Source organism: Candidatus Manganitrophaceae bacterium (genome assembly GCA_012960925.1).
Classification (GTDB): domain Bacteria; phylum Nitrospirota; class Nitrospiria; order SBBL01; family JAADHI01; genus DUAG01.
The window spans coordinates 26087-40000 of record DUAG01000030.1 but is presented as its reverse complement, the minus strand read 5'-3'; the positions used below and the strand labels follow the sequence as shown (position 1 = coordinate 40000).

Annotated in this window: 13 protein-coding genes (1 of these 13 running past the window's edge); 3 read left to right on the top strand and 10 right to left on the bottom strand. The window is 50.1% G+C overall.

Going from position 1 to position 13914, the window contains the following annotated elements; translation table 11 throughout:
• Window positions 1-665, top strand: the 3' portion of a protein-coding gene (locus tag EYQ01_03870; GenBank protein ID HIE64948.1) for a hypothetical protein. The gene continues 7 nt to the left of window position 1, outside the view; only the last 665 of its 672 coding nucleotides appear in the window; its start codon lies off the left edge, out of view; it ends in the stop codon at window positions 663-665.
• Window positions 666-689: 24 nt separating this feature from the next.
• Here EYQ01_03870 and EYQ01_03865 read toward each other — a convergent pair whose 3' ends face one another.
• The 9 genes from EYQ01_03865 to hflX all read right to left on the bottom strand — a co-directional run bounded on the left by EYQ01_03865 (window position 690) and on the right by hflX (window position 10990).
• Window positions 690-1484, bottom strand: a complete 795-nt coding sequence (locus tag EYQ01_03865) for a M23 family metallopeptidase (protein ID HIE64947.1) — start codon at window positions 1482-1484, stop codon at window positions 690-692.
• 64 nt (window positions 1485-1548) lie between these two features.
• Window positions 1549-2916, bottom strand: a complete 1368-nt coding sequence (gene pafA / locus EYQ01_03860) for a Pup--protein ligase (GenBank protein ID HIE64946.1) — start codon at window positions 2914-2916, stop codon at window positions 1549-1551.
• Window positions 2917-3069: 153 nt separating this feature from the next.
• Window positions 3070-3747: a proteasome subunit alpha gene (gene prcA, locus EYQ01_03855; GenBank protein ID HIE64945.1), complete on the bottom strand. Its 678-nt coding sequence runs from the start codon at window positions 3745-3747 to the stop codon at window positions 3070-3072.
• 2 nt (window positions 3748-3749) lie between these two features.
• Window positions 3750-4424, bottom strand: coding sequence for a proteasome subunit beta (gene prcB / locus EYQ01_03850; protein HIE64944.1), 675 nt, complete (start codon window positions 4422-4424; stop codon window positions 3750-3752).
• A gap of 149 nt (window positions 4425-4573) precedes the next feature.
• A complete protein-coding gene (locus EYQ01_03845; GenBank protein HIE64943.1) occupies window positions 4574-4774 on the bottom strand; it encodes a ubiquitin-like protein Pup in 201 nt (66 codons plus the stop codon).
• 11 nt (window positions 4775-4785) lie between these two features.
• Entirely contained in the window at window positions 4786-6249 is a 1464-nt protein-coding gene (locus tag EYQ01_03840) for a proteasome accessory factor PafA2 (GenBank protein HIE64942.1), read from the bottom strand.
• A 171-nt stretch (window positions 6250-6420) separates the two neighbouring features.
• Window positions 6421-8136: a proteasome ATPase gene (gene arc / locus EYQ01_03835; GenBank protein ID HIE64941.1), complete on the bottom strand. Its 1716-nt coding sequence runs from the start codon at window positions 8134-8136 to the stop codon at window positions 6421-6423.
• Window positions 8137-8335: 199 nt separating this feature from the next.
• Window positions 8336-9175: a kinase/pyrophosphorylase gene (locus EYQ01_03830; GenBank protein ID HIE64940.1), complete on the bottom strand. Its 840-nt coding sequence runs from the start codon at window positions 9173-9175 to the stop codon at window positions 8336-8338.
• Window positions 9176-9331: 156 nt separating this feature from the next.
• Window positions 9332-10990: a GTPase HflX gene (gene hflX / locus EYQ01_03825; GenBank protein HIE64939.1), complete on the bottom strand. Its 1659-nt coding sequence runs from the start codon at window positions 10988-10990 to the stop codon at window positions 9332-9334.
• A gap of 254 nt (window positions 10991-11244) precedes the next feature.
• Between hflX and galE the strand changes: the two genes are divergently transcribed.
• A complete protein-coding gene (gene galE, locus EYQ01_03820) occupies window positions 11245-12270 on the top strand; it encodes a UDP-glucose 4-epimerase GalE (GenBank protein ID HIE64938.1) in 1026 nt (341 codons plus the stop codon).
• Between the two features lie 189 nt (window positions 12271-12459).
• A complete protein-coding gene (locus EYQ01_03815) occupies window positions 12460-12960 on the top strand; it encodes a thiol peroxidase (GenBank protein HIE64937.1) in 501 nt (166 codons plus the stop codon).
• Between the two features lie 67 nt (window positions 12961-13027).
• On the opposite strand, the gene EYQ01_03810 is transcribed toward EYQ01_03815, so the two are convergent.
• Entirely contained in the window at window positions 13028-13891 is an 864-nt protein-coding gene (locus tag EYQ01_03810) for an aldo/keto reductase (GenBank protein HIE64936.1), read from the bottom strand.
• Window positions 13892-13914: the final 23 nt, after the last annotated feature.

The following is a 13914-nucleotide window of genomic DNA, read 5'->3' as shown; positions in this document are numbered from 1 at the left end:
AGTTTATTAGAAAAGGGGCGATTGAGAACCCGTGGTTTTTTCGTATCTTGATGCTGGGGATTGCCGTTGTCTTTGCCGCATCGATGGGTTGGTGGGGATTTGAGCAAGGTGAGGACAATGCGATCGCGACCGTTGGTGCGGATCGTATTTCAATGGAGGAGTATCAGCGTTCTTATCAAGCTGCTGCGAAGTTTTACCGGGAGATTTTTCAGGATGACTATGACGACGAAGCGCTCCGTCAGGATGTGATTAATGGCTTGATTGAACGTAAGCTCTGGCTCCAGTTGGCTCGAAAAATGGATTTAACAATTCGGGATGCGGCCTTGAGGGAGTCCATTACGACTTTGCCCGGTTTCCAGAAAGGCGGCCATTTTGACCAGGAGACCTACAAGCGGGTTCTTGCCTTTGAACGCTATACGACACAAAGCTTCGAAAAGAAGCAGCGGGAAGGACTCCTGATATCGAAGGTAAAGACCCTGGTGAAAGGTGGGATCGTTCTGACTCCGTATGAGATCAAGGCGACAGACGAAAGTGATCCGCCCAACCCCGATCCCGAGAAGGCCATCGCGGACCTTTTGTTTCAAAAAAGGGAGAGAGGGCTGAGGTCATACTCCGTGGCGATGAGAGAGAAGGCTGTCATTAACATCAAAGAAGACCATCTATAAATGTAACGATCCCGCTCAAGCCCTCTACTTTACTTTCTTTCCGATGAGAGAAAAAGGATCAATCCTTGCGCCGTTCAGGCGCATTCCCCAGTGAAGATGTGGACCTGTCACGCGTCCCGACTTTCCCACCCGACCGATCTCTTCTCCCGTATGGATGGTCGACCCTTCCTTCGCGCTCACTTCTGAAAGATGAAAATACATACTGAAAAGGCCTAGTCCGTGATCAATGAAGACTGACCGGCCGTTGAAGAAAAAGTTTCCAACGAGAACGACTTTTCCTTTATTTGTTGCCAGAACGGGGGTGCCCATTGGTGCGCTGATATCTTCTCCTGTGTGGGGCTTTCGGGGTTTGCCGTTTAGAAAACGCCGACGCCCAAAGGTCCCCTGTCTTCTTCCTTTGGCGGGAACAACAAATTCCCCCTCCCAGAGTTTTTCTCCCAGGCTTCGGCGGAAGGCCTTGATTACTTTTTTTTTATCCTGTCGAACGCGTTTCAATGTTTCTGGATCAAGATCCACCATTTTTTTGGGAAGTTTCAGGTGCTGGATGCCAAAAACTGCGGCTTTGACCTCGACCATAACCCTTTGTTGATGGTCCGAGTTGCCCTTCTTCCAAGTAACGGTTAAGGGATAGCGCCCTGTCGGTTGGGCAAGGTCAATCCCGATCAGGGCTGCGTAGTCTCCGGAAGCCTTTTTGAAAAAAGGGACCGGTTTATCGAGAAAACGCCCTGAGACTGAATCGACCTCCTGGATTTTTCCGATCGAAAACAAAATGATATTCCCCTGTGCGACCTGGAGAACGGATTCCGTTTCACCCCCCATAAGAGTGTTCGGAAGAAATAAAAAAAAGAAAAGGCAGGAGGCGAAGGTTGTCTGCAGGATAAGATTACTTTTTAATTGCGGCAGATGCAATGAGTTCCTCTACGCGTTGGTTTATAGATGAAAAAGGATCCATGCAGAGGATCGTTTCTTCCCAATACCCGTTCAATTTAAGGTAGGTCCAGTCGACGGTATAAGAGCGGTTCTTTGCCTTTGCAAACCGGATAAAATCTCCCCGTATCTTTGCTCTCGTTGTTTGCGGCGGGTAAGCCATGGCCTTTAGGACATCTTCTTCAGACGCGATCCGTTCAATGAGGCCTTGACGGCACAAAAGGTAGTAAAGTCCACGGTCCTGGCGGATATCATGGTATTGAAGATCGAGCATTGCAATACGAGGATCATCCAGGCTACAGCCCTTTCTATCCATAAATTTATTAATCAAGGCCCTTTTGGCGATCCAATCGATCTCCCGATCCAGTCGACTGGGATCCTCTTCAAGTTCTTCAAGGACATATTCCCAGCGTTCAAGGATATCGCGGCTCGTGTCGTCCGCATCCTCGGAAGTCACATACGCTTTAGCTTTTTTAAGGTAGATTCTCTGAATCTCAATGGCTGTTAATTCCTTCCCGCTCGCCAATCGCACTTTTTCCCGAAGGCTCGGGTCTCTTGAAATCTCACGCAATGCCTTTACGGGATCTTCTAATTCGAGCCCCGAAAGACTCAATCCCTGTTCGATCATGGAAAGCACGAGTGCCGTAGTCCCGACTTTAAGATAGGTCGAATACTCCGACATATTGGAATCGCCGATAATGATATGGAGACGGCGGTATTTCTCAGCGTCGGCATGGGGTTCATCCCGTGTGTTAATAATACTCCTAGAGGAGGTGGTTGAGGAGGAGGTTTTTTCATGAATATGCTGTGCACGTTGGGAGATAAAATAGTGGCTTCGTCCGGATATTTTTAATACCTTTCCGGAACCGGTATAGATCTGCCTTGACACAAAAAAAGGGATAAGCTGTTCGGTCACCTTCCAGAAGTCCAGATCACGACGCATCAGGTAGTTCTCATGGCAACCGTAGGTGTTTCCCATGGAGTCGGTATTATTCTTAAAGATGTAGATATCTCCTGAGAGTCCCTCGTCCTTTAGCCGCTTCTCTGCAACGGGGAGGCAGGATTCCAGTATCCGCTCTCCAGCCTTGTCATGAACAACCAAGTCAAATATATGGTCACATTCCGGTGTGGCGTACTCAGGGTGGCATCCGGTATCCTGATAAAAACGTGCCCCATTCGGCAGGAAGGCATTCGAGGGCCAGCTGTTGGGAATGAGTCCCTCAAAAATATAGCCCAGTATTTTCTCCATCGGCAAATAAACCTTTCCGTGTGGAGAAAAAATAAGGCCATACTCATTTTCTAGCCCAAAGATACGATTCTTCATCTCTCCTCTTTTTAACGCTTCAGCAGGCCACTATCAAGCTTCAGGGCAAGGCGCAAGGAACGCGTAAACCTGCCGGATATGTCTACACACAATGATTTCAGCACGACAGTAACGCAGTACTGGAGGAAGAGAGGGAGATGCTGAAGCGTGACCCTATTTTTTAAGAACCCGGGTAAGTTCCTTTTCTTGGAGTCTCAGAAAAGTTCGTCCGTCCTTTGTCCGATCCAGGACGGCGACTTCCATCCCCTCTGGACTCATCTTTTGATCATATTCTTCCTCCATCGCCTCGAGGCCGATTTGAAGTGCCTCTTTCAAATTCACAAGGCGATATTTTTTTTCTAAGGAATCCTTCAGTTTCTCAGACATTCCCCCGATGACCGCGAACCCTTTTTCATCAAAGATGCTTCCATCAAACGAAATCCGGTAGATTTCATTTTCCTCATTTGATGCCCCGATTTCCACAACCAGGATCTCCACCTCCAGGGGTTTGATTTCCTGACTGAAGATGGTCCCAAGTGATTGAGAGTAGGCATTCGCGAGTGACTTTGCCGTCACATCTTCCCTGCTGTAGAGGTAGCCTTTCATGTCGGCATGGCGAATCCCGGCTTTCCGAAGGTTTTCAAACTCGCTATATTTTCCCGCCCCGGCAAACCCGATCTTATCGTAAATTTCCGAGATTTTATTCAGAGAACTTGGATTGTCCGCCAAGAGGAGGATTCCATTTTTGTATTCCATGGCGATGGTTGATCTCCCCTTGGAGATCCCCTTCTTAGCATATTCCGCCTTGTCCTGCATCATTTGTTCAGGTGAAACATAGTAAGACATTGCCATACTTATCTTCCTCCCAGTTCCTGGACCATTTCCTCAAGCAATGTCCTGATCTCTTCATCCCCGACATCTTTTACGCCTTGTTGGGTGATCACCTTCACGTTGGGGAAGATCCCCCGGACCAGGTCCGGCCCGCCGGTGGCGACATCGGCTTCCGCTGCGTCATAAAGCGCTTCAAGTGCGACGCGGATAGCTTTGTCCCTGTGAAGGTCAATCTTGAATATTTTTTTCATTGTTCCTCGCGCATCCTTTCCGCCGGACCCGATGGCGTAATACTCCGTCTCCTCATATCGTCCGCCTGCAATGTCATATTTAAAAATGCGCCCTGTCTCCCGTTTCAGATCATAACCGGAAAAAATAGGAACGACGACCAGACCCTGCATTGCCATCGGAAGATTTGCCTTGATCATTTGGGCGAGTTTATTCGCTTTCCCGTCCATGGAGAGTTCTACCCCCTCCAGCTTTTCATAATGCTCGAGTTCGGTCTGAAAGAGGCGGGTCAGTTCCAGGCAGGGGCCGGCCGCACCTGCGATGGCGATGGCGGACGTGGCGTCGGCTTTGTGAACCTTTTCAATCCGGCGTTCCGAGATCGTATACCCTTCCGTTGCTCGGCGGTCTCCCGCCATGATGACGCCTTCTTGATATCGCAAGGCCAGAACCGTCGTGCCGTGAGGGACCATTTGTCCGAGATCTTTTCTTTCAGAAGGGTGGGCTCCCGGAAGTCCGGTCTTCCCCCATTCCCCCCGAGCGAGGGAGGACAGAGAAGGCGTGTTCGAGATCAACAGGTGATGAAAGCTGGAGCCGGGATCGTTGAACTGAAATGCAGCCACTATTCTCCCCCTTTCTGAACATAGTTTTTGATAAACTCTTCAGCATTTTCTTCTAGAACATCATCAATTTCATCCATGATTTTATCGAGGTCTTCCTTTATTTTCTTTCCTTTTTCGATGACTTCGGGGTTTGCGGAAACCGCTTCTTCTTTATGGGCTGACTGTTTTTTTTGCGCTCTCTTTTTTTCCTGTTTTGCCATTTAAGATCACCTCATGTCGAAATCATCTTCAGTAAAGCGTCAACCGATTCAGCCTTATCGAGGATAGGACCGACCAAGTCCCGACTCCCTTTCAGCGGATCCAAGAGGGGTATTTTTTTGATGGCCCCGTTCCCGAGATCGAATAAGAGTGAAGTCCAACTGGCCGCATAAATTTGTTTAGAGAACTTCTTAAGGCATGTCCCTCGGAAATAGGCGCGTGTCTCTTCCGGAGGGAATTCCTCTGCGTTGGTCAAGGCCTCCGGGGTGATCAAGCGTTCAACATAATTCCCCCGCTCGAGTGAGTAATAGAGGCCTTTTCCTTGAACAACATTGTGATACTGAAGGTCCATCATCTGTACGCGGGCGTCTGTCCAGTCGCAGCCTTTTCGCTGCATGTATGACTCGATCAAGTCCTTCTTAATCACCCAGTCAATTTCACGGGAAAGCTGCATCGGATCTTCTTCGAGCTTTGTCAGGACAGAACGCCACCTTTGAAGGATGTCCTTCGTGGTTGGATCATTATTCTGGGAAAAGTGGGCTTCTGCCTGTTCCAGATAGGCCCTCTGAATATCAACTGCAGACCACGCCACTCCTCTGGAGAGCTTGATTTGCCTTTTCACCGTTAAATCCCGTGAAACCTCTTTGATGCTCCGGACAGGATCTTCCAGATCAACACCCTGAACTTCCCGGCCCTCTTCAATCATGGCCAGAACAAGAGACAGGGTTCCGACCTTCAGGAAGGTCGTCACCTCTGACATGTTTGCATCTCCGACAATCACATGTAAACGCCGATAACGTGCCGGATCGGCATGCGGTTCATCCCGTGTATTGATGATGGGGCGTTTGACCATGGTGTTCAGGTCGACCCGGACCTCGAAGAAGTCGGCACGTTGGGAAATCTGGTATTCAGCCGGTTCTGTCCTGTTTTCCGATCCAACTTTTCCTGAACCTGCGTAGATCTGTCTTGTGACCAGGAAGGGCATGAGTTGTGAGACGATCTTGTCAAAAGAGAGTTGACGGGAAACCAGGTAGTTTTCATGATAACCGTAACTGTTTCCCTTGCCATCGGTGTTATTTTTATAGATGGAAAGTTGTTTTTCCTTTCCCTCAAGGTGTTCCGAGATTTCGACGCATCTCTCAAGAATACGTTCCCCGGCTTTTTCATATGCGACGAGATCAAGGGGATTTGTACATTCTGGAGTGGAATATTCAGGATGAGCGCCATCGACATAAAGGCGCCCTCCATTCGGGAGAAGTTTATTGAGGAGCCGATTGTATTCAGGCCCGGGAGACTCGCGTTCCCCATCGGCCTCAAACCCGCGGGCGTCGCGCAGGGGATTTTCGTTTTCATAATCCCAAATGACAGAAGAGGAGGGGAGGTATGGATAATTGTTGACCAGGAAGATGGAATTTGAAACGGGATCTGTCCCTCCGAAACCCATGTTGGCAATTCCAAATTCGGTCTCGGTTCCCAATATCCGCTTCATTGCTATCAGATCTCCGATGGGGTCCCCAGCTGAACACCGATCTATTTAGTACCGACCCAGAACGCCCCTCTTTTCCTCCATGGCGGTGTTGCTGCGGTGCTCGAATCCTCGCGCCTTACTCTGAAGAAAAATACTGGTATGTTGAATAGGTACTCTTCCTTATAGATAATGTCCCGTCGAGACCGTTTCTATTTTTTTGGTATCTGCCGCGCTTCTTCCGGCCATGGTACGAACATGGATGATCTTTTCGGTGTTCCTGCCCGCAATCTTCGCCCAGTCATCCGGATTGGTCGTGTTGGGAAGGTCTTCGTTCTCTTTGAATTCGTCCTTGATGGCATGGATAAGGTCTTCTTCTTTTAAACCCATGACCTCGGTATCCAACATCCGGTTAATCGCATATTTTTTTGCCCTGGAGACAACTCCCTCGATCATGGCTCCGCTGGAGAAGTCTTTGAAGTAGAAGATCTCTTTTTCTCCATTGGCGTAAGTGACCTCCAAAAATTTATTCTCTTCGCGGACACTGTACATCTCGTCTACGGCGGCGGTTACCAGGTGCTCGACAACCTTTTTCTGGTTGCCTCCGGCTTTTTCTACTTCCTCAGAATGGTAGGGGAGGTCCTCTGTCAGGTATTTCTTGAAAATGTCAATTGCGGCTTTCTCATCCGGGCGTTCAATCTTGATCTTGATATCGAGTCTCCCTGCCCGTAAAACGGCTGGATCCAGCAAGTCCTGACGGTTACTTGCGCCGATTACAATGACATTCTTAAGGCGCTCTACGCCATCTATCTCTGATAAGAACTGTGGAACAATTGTCGCTTCCATGTCTGAGGAAATGCCGGTTCCCCTCGTTCGGAAAAGGGCGTCCATTTCGTCAAAGAAAACGATAACAGGATTACCGTCTTCCGCGCGTTCCTTTGCTTTCTTAAAGACCTCCCGAATCTGCCGTTCACTTTCTCCAACATATTTATTTAGTAATTCAGGACCCTTTACATGGAGGAAAAAACTCCGGAGTTCCCTGCCAGAACGCTGACTCATCTTCTTGGCGATTGAGGCGGCAACGGCTTTTGCAATGAGTGTTTTTCCGCATCCGGGGGGGCCGTAAAGAAGAATCCCCTTGGGAGGCAGCAGTTTGTATTCGGCAAACAGTTCCGGGTGGAGAAAGGGAAGTTCCACCGCATCCCGGACCTGCTCAATCTGCTCTTTGAGTCCGCCGATATTGTCGTAAGTGACATCCGGGATCTCTTCGAGAATGATCTCTTCCAGCTCAGATTTTGGAATTTTTTCAAGGGCATACCCTGAACGGGCATCAAAAAGGAGATGGTCCCCGACCGAAATTTTTTCATCCAGCAATGGATCGGCCAGAGAAACCACGCGTTCCTCATCTGCGCGGAGCGTGACCACCGCCCTGTCTTTCCCTAGAAGATCTTTAACTTTTGCGATTTCACCGTGCGGATCAAACGCGCAGACCTCTACCATGTTGAGGGCTTCATTCAGGACTACCTGTTGGCCTTTTTTCAAATCTTTTGAGGAGATGTCGGGATGAATGTTGACCTTCATCTTTCGGCCCGACACAAAGACATTGGCGCTTCCATCTTCGTTTACACCTGAAAAAACGGCATAGCTGGCGGGAGGGCTGGTCAGTTTTTCAATTTCAGCCCTCAGGGATTCTATTTGGTGTTTTGCCTCAAGCAAGGCGGCAGAGAGTTTCTCGTTCTGCTTGAAGGCCTGATCGAGCTGCATGCGGGATTGGTGCAATTCCCTCAATTCCGGCTCCATAGAAGCGACTTGGCTCAGGAGTTTTTCTTTCTCTCGCTCATATTCGCCAATTGTTGTTTCAGGATCAGACCCGCCAAACTGCCTAGAAAGTTTCTTCATGGTGTATTTAAAGGGATTCTGGTCTTCCTGTCCTTTCCTTGAACCCGCCATGACTGCACCTCTCAAACGACGATACTGAAGAGAACACCTTCCCCCTATAGAAATAAGTCTACCATCTCATTTTATATGGGTCAACCACCCAGAACGCCTCCGCCCGGGCCAGGAGAACGGATCTTGGAGATAATTCTATAAGAGAGGTTTAGAACAGTTCTCTTTGACGAAACAGGCTCATGATATCGGCCGCTACTTCTTCAACGGCCCGGCCAGTCACATCGACAATGCTCCATTTTGGATTGGCACGATAGACCCTGCGGCAGTTCTTGAGTTCTTCGACAATTGATTCTAGTTTGGCGTAGTCCGTGATCTCCTGCTTGAGCTTTTTTAAGCGGGCTTCCCGGATTTCCTGCAGTCGCCGAGGATCGATGATCAGGGCGACGACGCGCTCCTGAGCGATCATTTCAAGCACTTTCGGGAGGGGAATGTTGAGGACGAGCGGAACGTTGGCGACCTTGTATCCATGCCGTGCAAGGTAGATTGACAGAGGGGTCTTGGCGGTCCGTGAAGGGCCGACCAGGACAATATCGGCCTGAGGGATCCCCTGGAGGTTCTGACCGTCATCATGTTTTACCGTAAACTGAACGGCCTCGATGCGGCCAAAGTAATCGGTGTCAACGCGATGAAGGCGGCCGGGGTCGGATTGAGGGCGAATATCGAAGAAATGGCTCATGGCGGTTAAGAGGGGGCCGAGCATATCGACGGCCATCAGATTGGACTTAAGTGCGCGTTCTCTGATTGTCAATCGTAAGGATTCCGAAACAAAGGTATAGATGATAAGACCTTTTTTCGATTCTATTTCATCCAAGACGGTCGTAATCTGGTTTTCGGTTCGGATGTGATGACGACGAACCAATACCGTCTTGGCATTTGAAAACTGTGATAGTGCGGCTCGGGTGATCTTCTCCGCCGTTTCTCCGGTCGCATCCGAGAGCACAAAAATCTGGCGTTTTTCCATAGTGGGCATCATAGTTGATTCCGGCATCAAAACCAAGACACCAAGATACGATAAACCGTCAAGTCGCCTGCGAAGACAAGGCTAGAGATCATAAGGGTGATCGAAGCGTCCTCCTTTACGGTGGGGAAGACTTTGGCCGATAACGAAGTATTCCAGGCGAATCGGCGGTTTCCAGTCTCTAAATCATGGAATGAGGGAGGTCAGACGCAGCCGTTCAAGCCCGATTTCTTTCTTCCAGAGGAGATCTTCTATGACGGCAAGGAGAGAACTTAGACCTTCTGTTTGCCGTGCGGAGATGGCAATGGCGTCGTAGCGTTTGCAGAGGATCTGGACGATCTCGGGATTGACCTGGTCCATTTTATTGAAGACAAGCAGGCAGGGTGTTTCCGACAATTCCAGGTCGGAGAGGATAAGCTTGACCGTTTCGATCTGCTGCTCCAGTCTCGCGCTGCTGATGTCTACAAGGTGGATGAGGAGATGGGCGTCCCGGAGTTCATCCAGGGTAGAGCGGAAGGCCCCAAGCAGGTCAACGGGGAGGGACTGAATGAAGCCGACCGTATCCGTGAGGATGACCTCTCTTTCCCTTGGAAAGCGGAGGCGGCGTGTTGAGGTATCGAGCGTCGCAAAGAGGAGATCCTTTGTCTTAACCTGACTCTTTGTGAGGGTATTCAGAAGAGTTGATTTCCCCGCATTGGTATAGCCGACAATCGAGAGAATGGGGATACGCCGGTCGATCCGCTTCATCCGCCGCCGGGCACGGGCCGCGGCCAATGACGTTAACTCCCGCTCCAGGCGTGCGATTCGGTCCCGGGACCGTCGTCGGTCGATCTCAAGCCGGGTTTCTCCCGGACCTCTCCCCCCGATTCCTCCGGTCAGTCGCGACAGGGCTGTACTCCGCTCTGCCAGGCGGGGAAGCCGATAGCGAAGCTGCGCGAGTTCAACCTGCACCTTCGCCTCCCTGCTGTGTGCCCGTTGGGCAAAGATATCCAGGATCAACTGTGTCCGGTCCAGGACCTTCATTTCTGTGACTTCTCCGATGGTTTTGACCTGAAGGGGGCTCAGGTTTTGGTCAAAGATCAAGAGGTTGGCCTGACGTTGCAGAGCCTTCATAATGACCTCCTTCAGTTTTCCCTGACCGAGGAGATATTTCGGGTGAAGCGCTTTCGGACGCTGGATGACCCGATCGATTGCTCCAATACCCGCCGACCGGCTGAGTTCGGCCAACTCATCCATCGAGGCCTCCTGATCGATTCTCGGTTTTAACGAGGCACTGATGAGGATGGCTTGTTCTTTTCGTCCGGTTGCGACAGCGGTCTGTTGGTGTCCCTCGAACTCCGCTTCAAGTGCAAAAAGAAAGGGGCGCAGGGGAAGGTTCAGTTGATGGATGGTGGTCGGAGGATGGATTTCATAAAGCTGTTCACTCGGGTTGGGGGGAAGGAGGTGGGCGAGATAGAGCCGTCCCGGTGACCCGTCCTTGAGGACGCCGATGGCGGCGATGATGTCGAGTCGAAGAAGGGCCAAATCGGTCAGGTCGTCGTCATTGAGCGGTTCATCTTTGAGGTGGGTATGAACAAGCCGGACACCGCGTAAGGCCCGTTTACCAAAGCGAAGGTTGCTCAGGTCGGGGATGAGAACCTCTCGTTGATTCCCGACCAGGAGGGTGTAGATTCTTCCTTCTCTCCCAACGAGAATCCCGATCTGGCGTCCTGTTTCAAATGAAAGGGCCGTCAGGTCGCGGGCCAACTCGACCGAAATAATCTGGTCCCCTTTGATCTTCCGGCGGCCAATCTTCTCAAGCCGCTTGATCTGTCCCGGCTTCAGGCCGTTTGTGGGTCCATAGATATTCGTCCCTTTTCCCTCCTAACACCTCATCGTATAAATCTTAGCAGTTTCTATTATTAAAATCGATCTTCAGTCCTTTTTTTTACGGGACTCTTGCTTTTCAATGCAGCGAGGATTCTCCGCGTCGAGAGGAAAAAGACATTATCTATAGTATTCCCGCGCTGTGCGCATTCGACATAAAACTCGCTTGAATTGCAATTTATAGAAGTGTTCGGTAGTATCCTAGAACGATCAGGCGAAGAAAGGAATTCTTGATGAGAATATTGGTGACCGGAGGGGCAGGGTATATCGGAAGTCATACATGCATTGCCCTGTTAAGCGCAGGATATAAAGTGATTGTTGTTGATAATTTGTGTAATAGCAGGGAAGAATCTTTAAAAAGAGTTCAGGCCCTTACGGGGAAAAAGCTTCTGTTTCACAAGGTGGACATTCTCGATAAAGTAAGTCTAGACGCTGTATTCAAAGCGTCTTCGATAGACGCTGTGATCCACTTTGCGGGACTGAAGGCCGTTGGAGAATCTGTTGCGATCCCATTACGCTACTATCGGAATAACGTAGCGGGAACACTCTCTTTATGTGAAGTCATGGAAAAATATCAGGTCAAGAATATTGTCTTCAGCTCTTCTGCCACGGTCTATGGCGATCCCGAAGAAGTTCCCATTCAAGAAGACTTTCCCCTTTCTCCGACAAACCCTTATGGTCGTTCTAAGCGCATGATTGAAGAAATCCTTCAAGACCTTCAATGTTCAGACGAAAGTTGGAATGTTGCTCTGTTACGCTACTTTAATCCCGTCGGCGCAGATCCGAGCGGGCGAATCGGGGAAAACCCGAATGGCATCCCGAATAATCTTTTGCCATTCATTTCTCAGGTTGCCGTCGGTAAACTTGCCCGGCTTTCCATTTTTGGAAATGATTACCCAACAGTTGATGGAACTGGCGTCAGGGATTATATTCATGTCGTCGACCTGGCAGCAGGTCACTTGAAGGCCCTGGAAAAACTAAAATCAAATCCCGGTACCGTCATCTACAACCTAGGAACAGGGCGAGGCTACAGTGTCCTGGAGGTGATTGCGGCATTCGAGAAGGCCTCAGGTAAAAAAATATCTTATCAGGTTGTGGCCCGCCGCCCGGGTGATATCGCCCAGTGTTTTGCCGATCCTGCGATCGCAAGAAGAGAACTCAATTGGTCGGCCGATATGGGCCTTGATGAAATGTGTGCCGATGTCTGGCGCTGGCAATCCCGAAACCCTGAGGGTTTTGAACACACATCGAGTGCGTAATTTTTGTTTTTTAGAGCTAGGTCGGGAGAATGGCTTGCCCCTTTGGCGCAGGATGACCGTTGTATATCGTTTTACATGTTCAAAAGATGAGCCTGAGTAAAGAGAGGGCTTGAATTATTACATGCTTCATGTGACCATGTTTGGTGTCCTGAAGTAATGCGCTCAAAGTCAACGAAAAAGGAGAGGAATATGGCAAAAATTACCCTGAAAGGAAATCCAATTGAAACGGCCGGTGATTTGCCGAGTGTGGGAACGGCGGCTCCGGCTTTCACCCTGGTGAAGAACGATTTGTCCGAAGTAAGCCTGAGCGATTTTTCAGGCAAGAAAGTCGTGCTGAATATTTTTCCCAGCATTGACACGCCCGTGTGTTCTGCCTCGGTTAAGCGTTTTAATGAGGAAGCCTCGAAACTTGCAGGTACGGTGGTGCTTTGCATTTCTGCCGACCTTCCTTTTGCTCTGGCGCGATTTTGCGGCGCGGAAGGCTTGAAGGATGTGACCCCGCTGTCGGTGTTTCGTTCCCCTGATTTTGGAAAAAACTATGGTGCCCTTATTACGACCGGACCGCTTGCCGGTGTCCTTTCAAGGGCAATTGTGATTGTCGACGGCTCGGGTAAGGTGACCTACACTGAACAGGTACCCGAGATTACGCAAGAGCCCAACTTTGACGCCGCCTTCGCGGTGCTTGCCTAAAAGTTTATTTATCGGGAACATCGGACCAACTGGCACCTCAAGTTCTTTCGGCTTGGGGTGCCAGTTTCTATATTCTCATTCTGTCGATTTGGGTGATGTCCTCAGGCGAGAGTGCGCATTTCATTGCACCCGCACTGCTGCGGGCGCTTTCAGGGCGGCTGGCACCGGGAATGGGGATCATCACCGGTGATTTGGCCAAGAGCCAAATCAGGGCGACCTGATAAGGACTCATATTGTTGCGATCGGCGATTTCCTGAAGCAGTGGGTCTTGCCCTGTCCGTTTGTGCTTTCGGAAGCCGCCGACGGGACTGTAGGGAAGAAAGGCGATGCCTTCTTTTTCGCAATAGTCCACGACCCCCTCTTCAAGGTCTTCCCGGGCGTACAGATTGCATTTGTTTTGAACGCTGACAATCTCGACAATCCCTCGGGCCTCTTTGATTTGCGCGACGGATACGTTTGACAAGCCGACATGACGGATCTTCCCCTCCTGTTTGAGTTCGCTCAATGCTCCAACGCTGTCGGAGAAGGGGAGATGATCGTCGGGGACATGTAGCTGGTAGAGATCAATGCAATCGGTGCCCAAGGCTTTTAAGCTGGCCTCGCAGGCCTTCTTTAAATGTTGGGGCTCGCCATGGGTTGTCCATTCCCCCTTGGACCGCGCCATCCCTCCTTTTGTCGCGACCCATACCGGGGTGCCGCCTTTCCATTCCCTTATCGCCTTGGCGATAAGCCGTTCGTTATGCCCGATGTCGTCATCGTCCAAACAATAGACATCGGCCGTATCGATGAAGTCGATGCCATTGTCTAAAGCCAAGCAAATGACTTTAATGGATTGGGCCGATTCCGGACGTCCCTGAATCGACATCGGCATGCCGCCCAAACCAATGGGATTAACGGAAATACCGGAGCGGCCGAGTTGGCGACGGTTCATGCTGTCCTCCTTAATTCTCATCG